The 18981-nt window shown below is 60.8% G+C and carries 18 protein-coding genes; 9 read left to right on the top strand and 9 right to left on the bottom strand.

Annotated elements, in window-relative coordinates; translation table 11 throughout:
- The 3 genes from DBP26_RS24780 to DBP26_RS24770 form a co-directional block, all read right to left on the bottom strand.
- On the bottom strand, window positions 1–1889 hold a 1889-nt coding region (locus DBP26_RS24780; RefSeq protein ID WP_108240224.1), incomplete at its 3' end, for an ATP-binding cassette domain-containing protein.
- A gap of 292 nt (window positions 1890–2181) precedes the next feature.
- Window positions 2182–2679, bottom strand: coding sequence for a DUF1543 domain-containing protein (locus tag DBP26_RS24775; protein ID WP_108240223.1), 498 nt, complete (start codon window positions 2677–2679; stop codon window positions 2182–2184).
- A 151-nt stretch (window positions 2680–2830) separates the two neighbouring features.
- A complete protein-coding gene (locus DBP26_RS24770; RefSeq protein ID WP_108240222.1) occupies window positions 2831–4006 on the bottom strand; it encodes a DNA-binding transcriptional regulator in 1176 nt (391 codons plus the stop codon).
- A gap of 174 nt (window positions 4007–4180) precedes the next feature.
- On the opposite strand from DBP26_RS24770, the gene xylA reads away from it, so the two are divergent.
- The 4 genes from xylA to DBP26_RS24750 all read left to right on the top strand — a co-directional run bounded on the left by xylA (window position 4181) and on the right by DBP26_RS24750 (window position 9463).
- Window positions 4181–5497 (top strand): xylose isomerase, encoded by a 1317-nt coding sequence (gene xylA, locus DBP26_RS24765; RefSeq protein ID WP_108240221.1) that lies wholly within the window; start codon window positions 4181–4183, stop codon window positions 5495–5497.
- A gap of 148 nt (window positions 5498–5645) precedes the next feature.
- On the top strand, window positions 5646–6647 hold the full coding sequence (gene xylF, locus DBP26_RS24760) for a D-xylose ABC transporter substrate-binding protein (RefSeq protein WP_108240220.1): 1002 nt from the start codon (window positions 5646–5648) through the stop codon (window positions 6645–6647).
- A 122-nt stretch (window positions 6648–6769) separates the two neighbouring features.
- Window positions 6770–8326 carry a D-xylose ABC transporter ATP-binding protein gene (gene xylG, locus DBP26_RS24755; protein ID WP_108240219.1) on the top strand — a complete coding sequence of 519 codons (1557 nt, stop codon included), beginning with the start codon at window positions 6770–6772 and terminating at the stop codon, window positions 8324–8326.
- A complete protein-coding gene (locus tag DBP26_RS24750; protein ID WP_108240218.1) occupies window positions 8327–9463 on the top strand; it encodes a sugar ABC transporter permease in 1137 nt (378 codons plus the stop codon). It abuts the gene before it with no gap.
- Window positions 9464–9769: 306 nt separating this feature from the next.
- Here DBP26_RS24750 and DBP26_RS24745 read toward each other — a convergent pair whose 3' ends face one another.
- Window positions 9770–10252: a hypothetical protein gene (locus DBP26_RS24745; protein WP_108240217.1), complete on the bottom strand. Its 483-nt coding sequence runs from the start codon at window positions 10250–10252 to the stop codon at window positions 9770–9772.
- A 144-nt stretch (window positions 10253–10396) separates the two neighbouring features.
- On the opposite strand from DBP26_RS24745, the gene DBP26_RS24740 reads away from it, so the two are divergent.
- Window positions 10397–11287: an AraC family transcriptional regulator gene (locus DBP26_RS24740; protein WP_256600707.1), complete on the top strand. Its 891-nt coding sequence runs from the start codon at window positions 10397–10399 to the stop codon at window positions 11285–11287.
- A 39-nt stretch (window positions 11288–11326) separates the two neighbouring features.
- On the opposite strand, the gene DBP26_RS24735 is transcribed toward DBP26_RS24740, so the two are convergent.
- The 3 genes from DBP26_RS24735 to DBP26_RS24725 form a co-directional block, all read right to left on the bottom strand.
- Complete coding sequence (locus DBP26_RS24735; protein WP_108240215.1) at window positions 11327–12262, bottom strand: AraC family transcriptional regulator; 936 nt, start codon at window positions 12260–12262, stop codon at window positions 11327–11329.
- Between the two features lie 25 nt (window positions 12263–12287).
- Window positions 12288–13133, bottom strand: coding sequence for an oxidoreductase (locus tag DBP26_RS24730; protein ID WP_108240214.1), 846 nt, complete (start codon window positions 13131–13133; stop codon window positions 12288–12290).
- 164 nt (window positions 13134–13297) lie between these two features.
- Window positions 13298–13786, bottom strand: coding sequence for a DUF6030 family protein (locus DBP26_RS24725; protein WP_146749643.1), 489 nt, complete (start codon window positions 13784–13786; stop codon window positions 13298–13300).
- A gap of 429 nt (window positions 13787–14215) precedes the next feature.
- Here DBP26_RS24725 and DBP26_RS24720 point away from each other — a divergent pair, with 429 nt between their 5' ends.
- The 4 genes from DBP26_RS24720 (at window position 14216) to DBP26_RS24705 (ending at window position 15550) form a co-directional block, all read left to right on the top strand.
- The gene (locus tag DBP26_RS24720) at window positions 14216–14545 is read left to right on the top strand and encodes a chorismate mutase (RefSeq protein ID WP_108240212.1); all 330 of its coding nucleotides are present in this window, start codon (window positions 14216–14218) and stop codon (window positions 14543–14545) included.
- Between the two features lie 222 nt (window positions 14546–14767).
- On the top strand, window positions 14768–14962 hold the full coding sequence (locus DBP26_RS24715; RefSeq protein WP_146749644.1) for a hypothetical protein: 195 nt from the start codon (window positions 14768–14770) through the stop codon (window positions 14960–14962).
- A 13-nt stretch (window positions 14963–14975) separates the two neighbouring features.
- Window positions 14976–15236 carry a hypothetical protein gene (locus DBP26_RS24710; protein WP_108240210.1) on the top strand — a complete coding sequence of 87 codons (261 nt, stop codon included), beginning with the start codon at window positions 14976–14978 and terminating at the stop codon, window positions 15234–15236.
- A gap of 95 nt (window positions 15237–15331) precedes the next feature.
- Window positions 15332–15550 carry a PLD nuclease N-terminal domain-containing protein gene (locus tag DBP26_RS24705; protein WP_108240209.1) on the top strand — a complete coding sequence of 73 codons (219 nt, stop codon included), beginning with the start codon at window positions 15332–15334 and terminating at the stop codon, window positions 15548–15550.
- Window positions 15551–15936: 386 nt separating this feature from the next.
- Here the strand turns inward: DBP26_RS24705 and DBP26_RS24700 are convergent, their stop codons facing one another.
- Together DBP26_RS24700 and DBP26_RS24695 are read right to left on the bottom strand one after the other, a co-directional pair.
- On the bottom strand, window positions 15937–18291 hold the full coding sequence (locus tag DBP26_RS24700; RefSeq protein ID WP_108240208.1) for an FdhF/YdeP family oxidoreductase: 2355 nt from the start codon (window positions 18289–18291) through the stop codon (window positions 15937–15939).
- A gap of 113 nt (window positions 18292–18404) precedes the next feature.
- On the bottom strand, window positions 18405–18629 hold the full coding sequence (locus DBP26_RS24695) for a DUF6555 family protein (RefSeq protein WP_108240207.1): 225 nt from the start codon (window positions 18627–18629) through the stop codon (window positions 18405–18407).
- Between the last annotated feature and the right edge of the window lie 352 nt (window positions 18630–18981).

The following is an 18981-nucleotide window of genomic DNA, read 5'->3' as shown; positions in this document are numbered from 1 at the left end:
ATCGACAGGCTCATCACCAAGGTTTGATTGATGCCCAGCAACAAGGAACCGGAAGCCAGCGGCAGCTCGACCTTGGTCAGCGTCTGCCAGGGCGTCGCACCGTGGGCGACGGCGGCTTCGACGGTGTTTTTCGGAACCTCATGGATGCCCAGGGCTGTCAGGCGGATCATCGGTGCCAAGGCGAAGATCACCGTGGCGATCACCGCTGGCGTCTTGCCCACCGAGAAAAACGCCACGGCCGGAATCAGATAGACGAAGGTCGGCAGCGTCTGCATGACGTCGAGAACCGGTGTGATCACCCGTCGGGCCAACGGGCGTTTGGCGACCAGAATCCCGAGGGGGACACCGATCGCCAACACGATCAGTACGGAGGAGCCAACCAGCGCCAAGGTCGACAGCGTCCGATCCCAGAAGCCGAACAGCCCGATGTAGGCGACCGCACCGGCGGCGGTCAGTGCCAACGCTGTACCCGCCGCGCGGCAGGCAAGAAACACCAAGGCCAGTGCCGCCACCGGCCAGGGTAACCAGGCCAGCACGTTTTCGATGCCCTCGATCACCGTACGCACGGTAAAAATCACCCCGACGAAACTGGTTTCGAAGGTGCTTTGCGACCATCCGATGATCGAATCGATTCCCTCGGCCGTGGCCAGCATCCAGCTACGCTGCGCAGGAAATTGGGCCCACGGGCCGCTGGCGTCGCTGGCAACCGCGCGCCACAGCACCAGCGCCTGACTCAACGTCTGTACAGCCAGTGGCAGCCCGAGCCAGGCCCTGGGGTTGGACGCAGGGCCCCATAGCGTGGCCGCCGCACGACTGAACACCAGCACGGCCGCACCGGCGAACATGGGCCACCCGTTGCCGCTCAGCATTCCCTGCCCCAACGCTGCCAATGCCGCGAGTTCAGCGATCAGCAAGGTCCAGAACAGCCCGGCACGCCGGGTCGCATCGAAGGCCGCAGGCCCGAGCAACAGTGCTCGCCCGCGCGTCATCGAAGTCGGCGCTGACGTATGGGACACAGACGCTGTCGGCTGCTTTGCGCTCAGCGGTTTGATTTGAGCCGTGGCGTTGATCGCCCTCTCGTCCCGGAAGAAATCGGCAACCTCGGCATCGGCCGGGGCGTGAAGGATGTTTTCGGGCGTGGCCACCTGGATCAACCGACCGGCGCGCAGCACGGCAATTCGGTCGCCCAGACGCAAGGCTTCCCCAGGGTCATGGGCCACCAGCAAGGTTGTGATGCCACGGGCTTTGACCAATTGCAGGAAATGGGTTTGCAGGTCTCGGCGAATGGTCGGGTCCAACGCGCTGAACGGCTCGTCCATTAATAGAATGTCCGGTTCGCCGATCAACGCGCGGGCCAACCCTACCCGCTGCTGCATTCCGCCGGACAGCTCAGCGGGGAAATGATCGCCCCAGCCGTCCAGGCCGACGGCCCGCAATTGCTCGTCCGCAGCGGCACGGCGCAGGTGTTCGGCCTCACCGCGCAGCTCCAGCGGCAGCGCAACGTTGTCGCGAACACTGCGGTGAGGCAACAGCCCGAAATGTTGGAAGACCATGCCGATCCGCCGCGAACGCACGTCACGCAGCGCCGTTGCACTGAGCTGACTGATGTCGGCGCCATCGAGCAACACCGTGCCATCGGAGGGTTCGATCAGACGGTTGATGTGCCGCAGCAGGGTCGACTTGCCGCTGCCCGACGTGCCCATCAGGCACAGCACTTCACCCCGTTGCACACTGAGATCGACCTGACTGACCGCGTCCTGCGGTGCGCTGCCCGAGCGCGTTTTATAGCGTTTGCTCACGCGCTGGAATTGCAGCACGACATCAGCGTGTGCAGCGGTGACGGGCGTATCGGTCACGACGCGAGGCTGAGGGGAAACGGCGGTGGGCATGGTGACTCCTGACAATTCGCTGCGACACTCACGAAAGCGTCGGGATGTTTGTCAGGGGGAATTGCAGGCTTTGTGCCACAGACGAAAACCGCTGAAACCGGGTGTATCAGAGAGAACCGCTGTTCGATAACTGTTTGTTTTCAAAGCCAACTGTGCGTCAGGTGTTGCTGGATCAACAGCAAAGCGGGGTCACAGCCGATGACCCATTTCGACAGGCCCGACCCCCGGCAGCCTTGCGGGCTCCAACGGGCAAAGGCCGCGACTGAAGCCGGGGCTGACCGCACTTCCCACGTCACGCTGAAATGACGATGTAGTCATTACGGTAGGTGACCCCACGATGAGGCCCTTCCACCAAGTGCACGTATCGCCCGGCGACTGCATCGATGGGCAGGCAATCGTCGACATCCATCACCGCATCGGTATGCGCTTGGGACCACCCGGCCAGCCTGTGCTGCTTGCCTTTGGCGATCGCTTCGCGTTTGTTGTGCGCGACCACCAGGATGTAGTGGTGGGCCTCGCCGAACAGGCGCGTGTCGTACCCGCCCAAGTTGATGAAATACAGGCGTGGCGAACCTGGCGCGGGGGCCAGCGCGCTGAGTTCGACCTTCCATTGATCCACGCCGTCGACCGCCATCCAGGCGTCGATATGCAAGCCATGGCTGTCCCCGAACCACTCCCGCCGCAACTGAGGGTAGGCATCGTCTAGCGTGTCGGCGACGACAAAGGCCACATCGTGGACCTCGATTTTTGCCCTGGGGTGTTTGCCCCCGAGCATGACCACATACAGCATGTTCGGCCTACTTGATCAAAGAGATAGACGTTCATGTACCAAGGCGTTCTTGCCAGCGACACTGCGGCCGGATAGCCGCCTGGAAAGGGAGCGCAAGAACGCGGGCTTGCTCGATCTGCATTCTGACAGGCCCAACGAGCCTGCCGAGCCCCTACCGTGCCCCCTGCTGATACTCCCGAGGCGTACAGCCGAACTCCCGTCGAAACACCGTATGCAAATACTGGGCGGATTTGAAGCCACAGGTGCGTGCGACGTCGGCGATTGCCGAGTCGGTGTCTGTCAGGCTACGGGTGGCAGCAGCCAGTTTGAAACGCAGGATTTCGTCATGCACCGAGCAGCCACGCGCCGTTCGGAAGTGCGACTCCAATGATGAACGCGATACACCGACGAAGGCCGCCACCTGATCGGTCTTGATGCCCTGACAGGCGTACTGGCGGATGAACAGCAGCGCCTGCATGACGTAGGGGTTGCCCAACGGTTGGTGCAGGCTGGAGACCTGCACATTGACCGCATCAGGGGGAATCAGGATCTGTGTCCCCGTCGAGGGCATGCCGTGGAGCATCTGGTGCAGCAGTCGAGCGGCAGTGCGGCCCATGGTTTCCGTGCCCTGGATGACCGAGCTCAGCGGAACGCGGGTGAGGCTGCGGGTCAGCGGGTCATTGTCGATGCCGATCAGCGCCACCTGCTCGGGGACCGCAATCCCGGCCGTCAGGCAGGCTTGCAGCAGTTGGCGCGCCCGGGCGTCACTGACTGCGATGATGCCGATGGGCTTGGGCAGGCCCTGCAACCAGGCGATCAACTGTTCGACGGCGCTGTCCCACAGCGGCGCGCTGGTTCCCATGCCACGGTAGATTTCGGTGTGCAGACCATCGCGTTCCATGAGCGTGCGAAACGCCTTCTCCCGCTCCTGTGCCCAACGATTGGCCTGCGCTTCAGGCAGGCTGAAACAGGCAAAGCGCTGCAAACCCGCCTCGATCAAATGCGTGTAGGCCAAGGTCATCAACGCAGTGTTGTCGGTGGCAACGTAGGGGATCGTCTTGGGGTACGCGCGCTTGTCCTGGTAAGACCCGCCCACGGCAACCACCGGCAAATGGATGTCGGCCAGGGCCTCACCGATCAGCGGGTCGTCAAAGTCGGCAATGATCCCGTCCCCCTGCCAGCGCTCGATTCCCTTCAGGCGGCAGAGAAAGTCTTCTTCCAGAAACAGGTCCCAGGAAGCCCGGGTGCTGCTCAGGTAGTTGCCGATGCCGCTGATGATGCCGCGGTCGTAGATCTTGCTGCCGTTGAACAGCAAGGCGATTCGATGCACAGGCGGTACAGTTTTCATTGTTTTCAGGCAGGTTCGAAGCCCGTTCCGGCAGGGGCGATGCTCACAGACTAGGCGCCTGGTCGACGAAGCTCAATACGCAAAATCGCACCCTGTGTTGGTGCTTTTCATAATCAGGCCCGGGAGTGCCGTTGCTAGTATCGAGTCACCGCCAAGAACAACAAGGACATGGTCATGCCGTACTTCCCCGATGTCGAGCCGATCCGCTACGAAGGCCCGGACAGCGATTCGCCCCTTGCCTTCCGCCACTACAACCCCGACAAACTCATCCTCGGCAAGCCGATGCGCGAACACCTGAGGATGGCCGCCTGCTACTGGCACAGCTTCGTCTGGCCGGGCGTCGATATGTTCGGTGCTGGCACTTTCAAGCGGCCGTGGCAGCACCCAGGCGATCCGATGGAACTGGCCATCGGCAAGGCGGCAGCCGCCTTTGAGTTCTTCTCCAAGCTGGGCATCGACTATTACAGCTTTCATGACACGGACGTCGCCCCGGAAGGCGGGTCTCTGCGCGACTATCGCAATCACTTCGCGCAGATGGTCGATCACCTGGAGCGGCATCAGGACGAAAGCGGCATCAAGCTGTTATGGGGCACCGCCAACTGCTTCAGCCATCCTCGATTTGCCGCGGGTGCGGCGAGCAATCCGAACCCCGAAGTCTTTGCCTGGGCAGCCGCACAAGTGTTCAGTGCCATGAACGCCACCCATCGCCTGAAAGGGGCCAACTACGTGTTGTGGGGTGGCCGCGAAGGCTATGAGACCTTGCTCAATACGGACCTCAAGCGTGAGCGCGAACAACTGGGCCGTTTCATGCGCATGGTCGTGGAGCACAAGCACAAGATCGGCTTCACCGGTGATCTGCTGATCGAGCCCAAACCGCAGGAGCCGACCAAGCACCAGTACGACTACGACAGTGCCACCGTGTTCGGTTTCCTTCAGCAGTTTGGCCTGGAACGGGAAATCAAGGTCAATATCGAGGCCAACCACGCCACCCTGGCCGGGCATAGTTTTCACCACGAGATCGCCACGGCGATCTCACTGGGTATTTTTGGCAGCATCGATGCCAACCGCGGCGATCCGCAAAACGGCTGGGACACCGATCAATTCCCCAACAGCGTCGAAGAGATGACGCTGGCCATCTACGAGATTCTCAAGGTCGGTGGTTTCAAGCATGGCGGGTTCAACTTCGACTCCAAGGTCCGTCGCCAGAGCCTCGATGAGGTGGATCTGTTCCACGGCCATGTCGGCGCCATGGACGTGCTCGCCTTGGCGCTGGAACGCGCCGCCGCGCTGGTTCAGAACGATCAGTTGCAGCGTTTCAAGGACCAGCGCTACGCCGGGTGGCAGCAGCCGTTCGGGCAATCGGTGCTGGCCGGGGAATTCAACCTTGAGTCATTGGCCGCGCACGCGTTCGACCATCAACTGAACCCACAGCCCGTCAGCGGCCGGCAGGAAATGCTGGAAAACGTTGTAAACCGGTTCATTTACCGCTGATCGAACCGGTCGACCGCGATCACCTGCCGGCTGTGACATTTCAGCGACAAATCTGTGCTCGCGGCGGCTGCCGATTCTCTACAGTTTTACCAGCCCGATACTGATCGTCAGGCCGTTTCTTCAAACAAGAATAAAAGGACGCCCCGCTATGAAGAACCTGAAACGTACGTTGTTGGCCTCTGCCCTTGCACTGCTGTCCCTGCCAGTGATGGCGGACCCTGCCCACCCCAAAATCGGTTTTTCCATCGATGACCTGCGCCTGGAACGCTGGTCCCGCGACCGCGATTACTTCGTCGCGGCGGCTGAGAAAATGGACGCCAAAGTGTTCGTTCAGTCCGCCGATGCCAACGAGCAGAAACAGATCTCACAGATCGAAAACCTGATTTCCCGGGGCGTCGACGTCATCGTGATCGTGCCGTTCAACGCGACGGTCCTGACCAACGCCGTGGCCGAAGCGAAGAAAGCCGGGATCAAAGTCGTGTCGTACGATCGCCTGATCCTCAACGCGGACATTGACGCGTACATCTCCTTCGATAACGAAAAGGTTGGCGAAATGCAGGCCGGCGGCGTGTTGCAGGCAGCCCCCAAGGGCAACTACTTCCTGCTGGGCGGCGCGCCCACCGATAACAACGCCAAGGTGCTGCGCGAAGGCCAGATGAAAGTGCTGCAGCCCGCGATCGACAAGGGCGATGTCAAAATCGTTGGCCAGCAGTGGGTCAAAGAGTGGAACCCGACTGAAGCGCTGAGCATCGTTGAAAACGCATTGACTCGCAACGACAACAAAATCGACGCCATCGTCGCGTCGAACGACGCCACCGCAGGCGGCGCGATCCAGGCGCTGGCGGCTCAACAGTTGGCAGGCAAGGTGCCGATTTCGGGCCAGGACGCTGACCTGGCAGCCGTCAAACGCGTGATCGCTGGCACTCAAACCATGACCGTCTACAAACCGTTGAAGCTCATCGCCTCCGAAGCCGCGAAGCTTTCGGTGCAACTGGCACGCAACGAGAAGCCCGCCTACAGCTCGCAGTACGACAACGGCAGCAAGAAAGTCGACACGATTCTGCTCACCCCTACGGCCCTGACCAAGGCGAACGTCGATCTGCTGGAAAAGGACGGCTTCTATACCCAGGCGCAGATGAACGGGAACTGATCGAAGCGATGAGAGCGGGTTGGATGGTGTAGCCGGCCGCGCCGATCTGCGCCGGGCTTCCCTCGCCCAGCCCGCCCCCTTCGGCTTAACGATGTCCGACCCCAGTCATACGAGCCTTCGTCATGTCCGACTACCTGTTGCAAATGAACGGCATCGTCAAAACCTTTGGCGGTGTCAAAGCGCTCAACGGCATTGACCTGAAGGTCAAGCCTGGCGAATGCGTGGGCCTGTGCGGTGAAAACGGTGCGGGCAAGTCCACGTTGATGAAAATCCTTTCGGCGGTCTATCCCCATGGCACGTGGGACGGCGAGATCCTTTGGGACGGCCACCCTCTCAAGGCACAGTCGATCAGTGAAACGGAAGCGGCTGGAATCGTCATCATTCATCAGGAACTGACGCTGGTTCCGGACTTGTCCGTCGCAGAAAACATTTTCATGGGCCATGAACTGACGCTGCCCGGCGGCCGGATGAATTACCCGGCGATGATCCACCGTGCCGAGGCCCTGATGCGCGAATTGAAGGTCCCCGATATGAATGTGTCGCTGCCGGTCTCACAGTACGGCGGCGGCTATCAGCAACTGGTGGAAATCGCCAAGGCGCTGAACAAGAAGGCCCGATTGCTGATCCTCGATGAGCCCTCTTCGGCATTGAGCCGTTCGGAAATCGAGGTGCTGCTGGACATCATCCATGACCTCAAGGCCAAGGGGGTCGCCTGTGTCTACATCTCCCACAAGCTCGATGAGGTGGCCGCCGTGTGCGACACCATTTCCGTCATCCGGGATGGAAAACACATCGCGACCACCGCGATGGCCGACATGAACATCCCCCAGATCATTTCCCAAATGGTCGGCCGAGAAATGAACAACCTCTATCCCTCCGAGCCCCACGACATAGGAGAAGTGATTTTCGAGGCCCGCCACATCACTTGTTACGACGTCGACAATCCTCGGCGCAAGCGCGTCGACGATGTGTCGTTCGCCCTCAAGCGGGGTGAGATTCTCGGGATCGCTGGGCTAGTGGGCGCAGGCCGCACCGAACTGGTCACCGCCCTCTTCGGTGCTTACCCCGGCCGCTACGAGGGCGAGGTCTGGCTAGACGGCCGACCCATCGACACCCGCACGCCGCTCAAATCCATTCGCGCCGGTGTGTGCCTAGTGCCCGAGGACCGCAAGCGCCAAGGCATCATTCCGGATCTGGGGGTCGGCCAGAACATCACGCTTGCGGTACTGGACAGTTACGCAAAGATGACGCGGATCGACGCGGAGGCGGAACTGGGCAGCATCGATCGTGAAATCTCGCGCCTGCAACTCAAGACCGCAAGCCCCATCCTGCCGATCACCAGCCTGTCCGGAGGCAATCAGCAAAAAGCGGTGTTGGCGAAGATGCTGCTGACCCAGCCTCGGGTGCTGATTCTCGACGAGCCCACCCGTGGAGTCGATGTCGGTGCCAAATACGAGATCTACAAGCTAATGGGGGCGCTGGCTGCCGCCGGTGTGGCGATCATCATGGTGTCCTCGGAACTGGCCGAGGTGCTCGGGGTGTCCGACCGGGTGCTGGTCATCGGGGAAGGTCAGTTGCGGGGCGATTTCGTCAACCATGGACTTACCCAGGAACAGGTGCTCGCTGCTGCCCTCAGCCAGCCTGGCGGCCATAACAATAATGATCGGAAATCCGCGTAAATGAATCAGGTCAAGCAAGTGTTCACCCGCTACAAAATGCTCGCACTGGTGTTTGCCGTGGTGGTGATCTGGCTGTTTTTCAGTTGGCAAACCGAGGGCGGTTTCCTGACCCCGCGCAACCTCTCCAACCTGCTGCGCCAAATGTCGATCACCGGCATCCTCGCTTGCGGCATGGTGCTGGTCATCATCAGCGGCGAGATCGACCTGTCCGTCGGCTCCTTGCTCGGCCTGCTCGGCGGTCTGGCGGCGATTCTCGATGTGGTTTATCACGTGCCACTGCTGGCGAACTTGAGCGTGGTCGCGTTATGCGGGTTGTTGATCGGGCTTGCCAACGGCTACATGGCGGCCTATCTGCGCATCCCCTCCTTCATCGTCGGCCTGGGCGGCATGTTGGCGTTTCGCGGTGTCCTGCTGGGGATCACAGGGGGTACCACCATCGCCCCTGTCTCGCCCGAACTCGTCTACATCGGTCAAGGCTATTTGCCTCACACTACGGGCACTGCGCTGGGGGTGCTGCTGTTTGCCCTGACGCTTTTCCTGACGTGGAAACAGCGGCGCAATCGCGCCCTTCACGGCCTGGCGGCGCATTCGCTCGTGCGCGACATCATCCGCGTGGCCGTGATCGGCGCAGTGCTCGCAGGCTTCGTCCAGACGCTCAACAGCTACGACGGCATTCCCGTGCCGGTCTTGCTGCTGTTGTTCTTACTGGGGGTGTTCAGCTACGTGGCCAGTCAAACCGTGTTCGGACGACGCGTCTATGCGGTGGGCAGCAACATGGAAGCGACGCGCCTGTCCGGCATCAACGTTCAAGCGGTCAAGTTGTGGATCTTCGCGATCATGGGCCTGATGTGCGCGCTGGCCGGGGTGGTCAACACGGCGCGCCTGGCCGCCGGCTCACCTTCGGCCGGCAACATGGGCGAGCTCGACGCCATTGCCGCCTGCTTCATCGGCGGCACCTCGATGCGCGGTGGGTCCGGGACCGTCTACGGTGCCCTCCTTGGTGCGCTGGTCATTACCAGCCTGGACAATGGCATGTCCATGCTCGACGTCGACAGCTACTGGCAGATGATCGTCAAGGGCAGCATTCTGGTGCTGGCCGTGTGGGTGGACGTCAGCACGCGCACAGGGCGACGTTGATCGGCAGCGCCTCGCGTCGGCAACTGCCGAGCAGACGGGGCGAACCCGTCCAGGTCGGGCCTCGGTTGACCGTCGCGGAATGAAGGGCAATGGTCGGTGCCCGCGCAAAGGCTCAACACCTCATGAGCCGTTGGCACGGTTTCTCTCTCATAAGTTCGAGCCAGGACGTTTTGGAAAGGTAATCAAGCGTAAGGCTCATTTCTGTGAGCCTTACGCCGTATAAAACTCTTCCAGGTGAGCTTTACGAGTCAGCAATGATGCATGGCTTCGGCTCGTTGCGCCTCTGGGTCGAGACGCCGACCACGTTCAGCGCACCAACCGCCCCTTTCTCAAGGCGTACACCTGGGCCGAAACACCCACGACCAACGTCAGAAAGATAACGCCTTGCGCACCGATCAACAGCGGCGCATGCAGATCGGTGACCAGCGGGTGACCATCGGGAACTCGACGCAGGGTTTCAGAGACGGTGGGCACCATCAAAAAGAAGGCCGTCACGCTTAACAGGATGGTTTCAATGTACACCACAGCGCGGGATTTCCATCCCAGCCGTCCTATGCCATACCCTGCCGCCAGCAGCGCGAGCGTGATGACACCGATGAAGTTGCTGGGTGGTTGCTTGGCCACCAGAAACACCGTCACGGCACCGATCACCATGAACAGCAGGTAAAGCAACCCGGGCGTCGAGCGAGGGACGATGCGCCCATGGCGCACGAACATGTAAGCGGCCAGTGGAATGGCAGGTAGGCTGCCGATGGTATGGACCCAGCCGAGGGGTGAAATTCCGAACATGGTACGCGGTTCCGGTTGATTGGATGAAAGGCATAGTGCATGGGGTGGTGGTCGTGTACGGGGTATCTGATTCGAACGCGACAACACGCTATGCTTGCAGCCTCAGCTTAGTGAGGGCAGCCTTCGGCGAACATGATGGATTCCATGGAAAATTTGATCATTCATCCGGAAATGCAGCTTGAGGGCTTTGCCCAGGCAGATCTGCTGTCCCAAGTGCTGGCCAAGATCCGCCTCACCGGCGACCACGTCTATTCCCTGACGCTAAGTGCTGCCGAGGCGCTGGTGCTGGATGAAAAAAGTGCCCACGTGTGCATGCTGCGCCAAGGCAGGCTGGACGTTCACGACAGGGGTGAACACCAGATGACCTTGCAGCCGGGGGACGTCCTGCTCCTCCCTCACCCGCCCAACGCATTGAGCCTGACGGTGGGCGCTGAACCAGCAGAGGTGGTGGTGTGCCGTTTCTGGTTCGATGCCAGCAGCTTCGAAGCGATGGTCTTCGCCCTGCCCCTGACGATCTTGATCCCCCGCGAAGACGCCGCCGCGTGGTCCGAAGGTATTCTGCACTTCATGCTGCTGGAGGCCGGTAACGTCCACCCAGGCGGAGCGTTGATGGTGTCGCGCCTCATCGACCTGGTGGTCATACGCATTCTGCGCACCTGGGTTCATCAGAAAGCGGCGTCCGGCTGGCTCAAGGCATTGTCGGATCCGAGAATCGCCCAAGCGTTGAAAGCCATCCATGACACGCCCGGCCGACAGTGGAGTATCGAGGCGCTGGCCAAGGTGGCGGGCATGTCTCGCTCCAACTTTTGCGAACGTTTCAACGCCCTGGTGGGGCGACCGCCGTTGCGCTATCAGAACGAATGGCGTCTGTCGCTGGCCAAGAGCATGTTGCTGCAGGGGCACAGCCGCGTCGGAGAAGTCGGATTCGCGATTGGCTATGAGTCCGAAGCAGCGTTCAGCCGGGCCTACAAAGCGTTCTTCGGGTGTTCGCCACGAGACGACAGTGCCCGGGGTGCCGATGACGAGCCCCGCTGACTCAGCCAGTGTACCGACTTGGCAAGGCTTGCCTTGGCCTCAGTGCGAAGAAACGAACAGCGAAGGCGTGCTGGGCTCCGGCAACGCGTAGGTCGCTTTCATCCACGCAATCTCCGCCTGGGGTGTACGTCCGAAAAAGCGCTTGAACTCTCGACTGAATTGCGACGGACTTTCATACCCCACATCGAACGCGGCGGCGGCAGCCGACACATCGTTACGCAGCATGAGCAAGCGCGCCTGGTGGAGCCGAGTCGATTTGAGGTACTGCATGGGGGAAGAGTCCGTCACGTTCCTGAAATGCAGGTGGAAATTGGGCACGCTCATGCTGGCTTCCTGAGCCAGGGCTTCCACGTTCAACGGTTCTTGATAGCAGCTATGGATCTTGCGGATGGCGCGTGTCACCTTACCGAAATGCCCGTGCCGACTCAGCGCTGCTCGCATGGAACCGCCCTGCTCGCCGGCAATGATGCGGTAATAGATTTCCCGGACCAGCGAAGGGCCGAGAATCCTCGCCTCGACCGGATGGTTCATGGCCTCGAGAAAACGCAGCGTCGAGTCACGCAGCCCTTCGTCCATCGCCGAGGAGTACATGCCCCTCGGCTGCGCGGAGGTGGGGCCAAAGGTTTCGTCGATTTCCAGCAACAACTCACCGGCCAGTTTGAAATCCAGGCGCATGTACACGGCCAGCATCGGCTCCTGTTCGGTGGCGTCGGTTTCCATCGTGAACGGCACCGGCACGGACACCACCAGGCAATGCTGCGCGTCATACAGGTAGACATCGTCGCCCAGGTAACCGCGCTTGCGACCCTGGCACAGAATCACGATGCCGGGCTCGTACAGCACCGGCGTTCGATTCAGCGGGCGGTTGGAACGCAGGAAACGAACGTCGTCCAGAGCGCTCAGGTTGTAGCCTTCCAGCGGCGCCAGTTGCTCCATCAACTGGACCATGCGTCGGGTCCGCGCGGCGGCGTCCATGATCAATCCTCTTATCGGCCAAGCTCTATTGGCCAGGCTCGGTGTCTGTCGAGCGGGTCAGCGTTTCCCACTGCTCGATGTCTTTCAAGGCCTGCTGCAGTTTGCCACGCACCAAGCCCAAGGCATCACTGCCCAGCAGTAAATGCGCCGGTGGTTGAGCGCTGGCGATGAGCATCAGCATTACCTGCGCCGCTTTCCTCGGATCGCCCAACTGCTTGCCGCTTTTTTCCTCCCGCGCTTTGCGCACCGGATCGAAGCTGGCGTCGTAATCGGCAATGCTGCGAGGCGTGCGCTGCATCGACCGACCTGCCCAGTCGGTGCGGAAAGAGCCTGGCGCCACAGCGGTGACGAAGATGTTGAACGGCGCCAACTCTTTGCTCAGCGTGTCGGAGATGCCTTCCAGCGCGAACTTGCTGCCGCAATAGTAAGCGATACCGGGCATCGTGATGGTGCCGCCCATGGAGGTGATGTTGATGATGTGGCCCTGGCGTCGCCGACGGAAATACGGCACGAACGCCTTGGTGACCGCAACCGCCCCGAACACATTGACGTCGAACTGGCGACGCATTTCTTCGAGGGAAGACTCCTCGAATATCCCCTCGTGGCCATACCCTGCGTTGTTGACCAGCACATCCACCGGCCCGTGACGCTCCTCGACTTCGGCGATCACGCCATCGATCCGCTCGAAATCAGTGACGTCCAGAATGACCCCATGGGCCCGTTCCGGTGACAGCGCTTCGAACGCTTGCAGGGCGCCCTGATGGCGGACAGTGCCGATGACCCGGTGCCCGGCCGCCAAGGCCTCGGCGGCCAGCGCTTTGCCAAAGCCGCTGCTGATGCCGGTGATGAACAAGGTTTTAACGTCGCTCATGACAGAATCCTCATGATGGGTGAGGCCTCAGTGTCAATCACTCCGACAGCGCTGCCCATGGGGAATTGTCTGCAAGTCTTGCCTATTCCTATCAGCAGCCGTAGGTCGCTGTCTGTCTGAACGGCCTGCTGACAAATGCCCAGATCAGCGCTTTGGGCCGTCGTTCATTCCATCACCACCGACAAGACATAGTTCTGTTTATTGAGCACCGTTCGAGTCAGGCTTGCATGGCCGTCGCCCACTGCCAGGTTGATCGGCGTGCCTTTGAGGATCGCCTCGTCGAACGCATGGGGGATGGACAGGCCCAGTGCACGCACCGACAGGCGTTTGGTGGCCTTGATCAGTTCTCGTCGCGCGGCGTCCTCGTCCGACGGCAGGACCACATTCAGCACCAACTTGACGCGACGGGGTATGCCTTCGGCCCCCTCTGCGGAAAACGAGATCGTGTTGCCATCGACCCGATCGGCCTTCACGGGCCTCGCGCCACTGCTGCAACCTTCCTGGCCATCTTTGCGCACGGTCCATTCATTGGCGCGCAGTTGCGTGTCGTTCAATGCGGTGCACAGTTGCGCCGCTGACTGCGGCCGCAGGTCCGCCAGACATGCCATAGAGCAGCACAGCCCTACAACCCCTGCCATGTATCTCAGCTTCATGACCGCTCTCCCGTTTCGCCTGATTTTTGTATTCGTTAAGCGTTTCCGGTGATCGGATGCGTACATCGGGGGGCGGGTTTACCTGCCTGACAGTCCGATGACTTCAACTTCTCGTTAACACCGCACAACACGGCGCAACCTACCTTCTAGTAGGGTCACAGTCAAGCCGATCCCTATGACGTCATCAGGTCTGTTAATCGCTGCATCCCTTGTAAAAAGCCCGGTCCAGAAGCCTCAACGGTGGTTTCGATCGCGGTTGCGGTTAGGCCTACCTTCTAGTAGGTTGTAAAAGATTCGGACATTTGGGCGTATGGATGCCCGCTGTCTTTCCGCTGTACAGCAGTCCTGGCATACGCCACTCAAGGGAACCGCACACCCGTGCGGCCCCCTGGACCGCGAGGCGCTGCCAACCGTTTCGATGAGGAATTCATGAGCACACCTGACGTTACCCACCAACTGACGATGTTCCGGCAGACGATCGATAACATCGATGCGGCGCTCATTCATATGCTTGCCGAGCGCTTTCACTGCACGGATCAAGTGGGAGTGCTCAAGGCTACGCATCATCTTCCGGCCGTTGACGATGATCGGGAACGGCGCCAGTACGAGCGGCTGACCGCGCTGGCCGAAGAAGCGGGCCTGGATCCTGGGTTCGTGGAAAAACTGATGGCGTTCGTCATCAGCGAAGTGGTGCAGCGCCATCGCCAGATTGCCACCCAAATGGCAGATAGCGCGCCCTCCCCGCATCGCGAGACCTGACCTGCCACGTGGGCGTTCGGGGCGAATATCGTCCCTCCCGACCGTCTCGACACGCAGCCCACGGCTTGATGCGCCGGGTGGGCTGCACTGTGTGCAAATCGCTCGACAACTCAACCGCCCATCACTTTCCAAGGGGTTGCTGGAAACATGCGCCGTTTTCAGCCAATCCCATGAAGCATGCGCGACCGCGCGTCTTTTTTAGAGTGGAGAGCAATCATGAACATGAGCCGTTCAAATCGGGCATCAGCCACCGCCCGGCTGGGAAAAATCATTTTCACCGTGACAGGGCTTTGCTGTGTGTTGAGCTTTTCTGGCTGTTTCGACAACGACCACAACCGCGACAAGGCGAAGGATCAATCCAAGCCATCCTTGCAGATGCAACAGCCCGATCAGCCGTCGTCGGAACAGAAGCGCTGATACGGAGCCGCTCATGAGCCAGTCAAGCCGTGACACCTTGCGCGACATTGCTGAACTGCTGCGGGCTCTGCGAAGCTCGATCCAGACCCTGGAAGGCCAGCAGCTGGCCGAAACGAAGCAGCTTAGCGGCCACCAGACGGTGGATACCCGACAAAGCCTCATGCTGAGCTTCCACCAGTTGGAGACCGCCATCGGCGACATGGAACAGACGCTGACCACCCTGGCCGAAGCCACGCAGGACGACGGCCTGCCAGGTCGCACCGTTGATCCCTGACCGCAGCATCAAAGTGAACTCACTCGCCCTGGATTTGCTCCACCCCACAAGGGCCCTGAGGCCAAGCCAATCAACGTCAAGCTGAGGAATGGGACATGGAAAGCGTATTTTCAATCGGTATCTCGATCATCGTGCTGCTGGTCGACCTGTGGGCAATCGCCAGCGTCTGGCGCTCTTCCAAGACCTCCGGCACCAAAATCGGGTGGACGGTATTGATCCTGGTGTTTCCCGTCGTCGGACTGGTCATCTGGGGTATTGCAGGCCCACGCGGTATCGCCGAACCGCCGACTTCCGAAGAGCACAGCAAAGGCTGATCACCCGACGTTCGACCCATCGCGGGCTGTCGCTGCTGTCGGCAGCCCTCTGTCTCGACCCAAGTTTCACGGAGCCCAGCTTCGGCAAGAGGCAATCCCGCCTTCGATTGTTCGCTGGTCATTTAGGGAGCGGTCAAGTCAGCACCCACGCCATGCGCCCCGAGCTTAGTGGCGTTGGCGACAGTCGGAGCAAATACCTTGGACAAGCGATACACGTCCCGATAAGGCGCATTGCCTCCGCCATCGCCAACCCATTTCCAGCGCCTTCAGCGCCATCAGGAATCAGCCAGCCCGATCCCCTCCAGCACGGAGTGGAAGCCAATGGACAGTGCAAACTGCCCACGGGCGGCCAGGAGGGCCGAGTCAGCGAGTTCCACGACCCACCCTCAGACGACCTGATCCGTTTCAGGCACGGCACGCTCGCGCGCCTGCGCATCGGGTTCAGCCCGTATCAGCCGGATCGGTACCGACTTGGCGGCGGGCACTTTGCTGCGCTCGGCGTGATGCGCCAGCGGGATAAGCGCATTGCACTCTGGGTAATAGGCCCCCGCGCACCCTGTCGGGATGTCATAGGCGATGATCTGAAACGGACCGGCTTCGCGGCGCACGTCGGTGTCGATCGCGGTGACCAGCCGCACCCACTCTCCGGGTGCGAAACCCAGGCGCACGATGTCGTTACGGTTGACGAACACCACGCTGCGAGTGCCCTTGACGCCTCGAAAGCGGTCCTCATAGCCATACACAGTCGTGTTGAACTGGTCGTTGCTGCGCAACGTCATCAATTGGATGACATCGTGGTCCGCCTCGCTAGCGCTGACATCGTCGTCTTCGTCCAGCCCTTTGGGGGTAATGAACAGGGCCTTGCCCGACGGCGTTGCCCATTGCCGCTGCGCCGCGCCCAGAGGCCGGTGAAACCCGCCCTGCTCCCACATGCGCGTCTCGAAGTCGTGGAAGATGTCTGGGTAGACATCGCTGATCGCCTGACGAATCAGCGCATAGTCGTTGCGCCAATGCAGCCACGGGACGCGCACGCGATCTCCGAGCGTGGCTTCGGCCAGTTCCGTGATGATCGCCGTTTCCGATTTCAACTGTTCGCTGGCCGGCTCGGCACTGCCGCGCCAGGCGCGAATGCATCCGGTGCTGTCTTCGGTGGTATAAACCTGCTCCACCCCCAATTGCCGATCGACCTCGATGCGCCCCAGGCACGGCAACAGCCAGGCTTGTTGGCCTGGGAACAGATGCGTGCGGTTGAGCTTGGTGGCGATCTGCACATTCAGCGTGAGAGCCTCCCACGCTGGCTCCATCCGCGACGTATCCGGCACCGCGCGCAGAAAGTTGCCGCCCAGGCCGATGAACGCCTTCACGCGACCGCTGAGCACGCCCTCGCAGACGTCGACGGTGGCCAGCCCTTTGTGCGCAGGCACCTTGAAGCCAAACAGCGACTCGATCTTGTCGGCAGGCACCTTGGCGGGATCTTCAGTGATACCCACCGTCCTCTGACCCTGCACGTTGGAGTGGCCGCGCACAGGGCAAATGCCCGCCCCGGGCTTGCCGATGTTGCCGCGCAGCAACAGCAGGTTGACCAGCATCTGGACGTTTTCCACGCCGTGCCGATGCTGGGTCATGCCCATGCCGTAAACGATCATCACCCGCTCACTGCGGGCGTAGACGGTGGCCGCGGCCTCCATCGCACTGCGGCTGAGCCCGGAGCGGCGCTCAAGTTCAGGCCAGGCAGACTGGTTGACCCGATTCATGAACTCACCGAAGCCGTCCGTGTGCTCGGCGATGAAACCATGATCGATGACCGCGGGCGCGCCCGCTTGCCGGGCGTGTTCGTCCATGGCCAGCAGTGCTTTGGCGATGCCCATGACTGCTGCGGTATCGCCGCCGATGGCGACTTGATGGTACTGCGTGCTGATGACGGTGGACGCAGGGCCGAGCATCTCGGTCGGGGATTGCGGGTTGACGAAGCGTTCCAGCCCGCGCTCGCGAATGGGGTTGAAGGTGATGATCGGAACCTTGCGCTTGCGCGCTTCCTGCAAGGGATGCAGCATGCGCGGGCTGTTGCTGCCCACGTTCTGCCCGAAGAAAAACAGGCAATCGGTGTGCTCGAAATCGGCCAGCGTCACGGTGCCCACCGGCACGCCAATGCTTTCCTGCAGACCGACCGACGTGCTCTCGTGGCACATGTTCGAACTGTCGGGCAGGTTGTTGGTGCCATAGGCCCGAGCGAACAATTGGTAGACGAACGAGGTCTCCAGCGACGCACGCCCTGAGGCGTAGAACACCACCTCGTCCGGAACCAGAGGGGTCAATTGCGCGCCAATCGCTTCCAGCGCGTCTTGCCAAGGCGTCTGCACATAACGGTCCGTTGCAGGGTCGTAACGCAGCGGGTGCGTTAGCCGGCCGTGCTGCTCGAGGGCGTAGTCGGACCAGGTGCGCAATTCGGACAGGGTATACCGCTGAAAGAACCCGGGGTCGGTTCGTCGCGATGTGAGCTCCCAAGCCGTCGCCTTGGCGCCGTTTTCGCAAAACTCCAACGCATGGGGGTCACCCGGTTTGGCCCAGGCGCAACTCACACAAGCGAAGCCCTTGGGCTTGTTTTGCTTCAGAAGTGCCTGCGTTGCAGGCACCAAGGCCTGCTCCCGCCACAGGATGTTCATTACCGAACGGGCCGACCCCCACCCGCCTGCCGCCGATTTGTAAGGTCGATAATGTGCCGTTCGGTGAATCAGGTCCATGTGCCGCGCCCCTCGATCTCGTTAGTTGTTTCTAAACGTTACGAAACGAGCCGGAGGAAAAGGTTCGCTGATTCAGCTCGGCGGAGGCACCTCGCGCGGCCTTGTCGCCTCCCTTATGCGGGTTTCCACACCACCTGCTCGATACCGAGCCGTTCAGCCTTGGGCTTCGACACCTTGGGCACCTTGTCGTAGCGGTACTTGGGAATGTCCGCCATGCCAGCGTCCACGGCAGCCCAGTGCCAGGCTTCAGCGTTATCCATCCTGGGGGCACAGAGGTAAAACCATGCCGACTTTCCATGGAAGAGGTAATCGATTCGGTAGTGCTGCGTCGGTTGCATTGAATTGACTTCCCAAGGCTTCGATATCCGTTGGCGCTCCACACGCCTGATACCTGGAACAAAAGAACGGAACGGCGATTCCCCCGCGGGGCGATCGCCTCGCGAACAACACCGAAACGGCCAGCAAGTGTTTTAATGACTGCGCTGATTAATGGGCTGTTCGTTGTTTCATACAGTTAACGGACGGGCGGCGTATTCCTGATTGTTTTTAAAAATCTGCCCTTTGATAAGCGGCGGACACCACTCGTTGAAATGGCTGCCTCATAAGACGCCATTCAAATGAATAGCAATGTTCATAGCGATACAGCGGCACTGCAGGCCAGTGCACTCGCAGGGAATGATCAGAAAAAAG

The organism is Pseudomonas sp. RIT409, assembly GCF_003052515.2.
GTDB lineage: Bacteria > Pseudomonadota > Gammaproteobacteria > Pseudomonadales > Pseudomonadaceae > Aquipseudomonas.
This window is presented reverse-complemented; position numbering and strand designations above follow the sequence as displayed.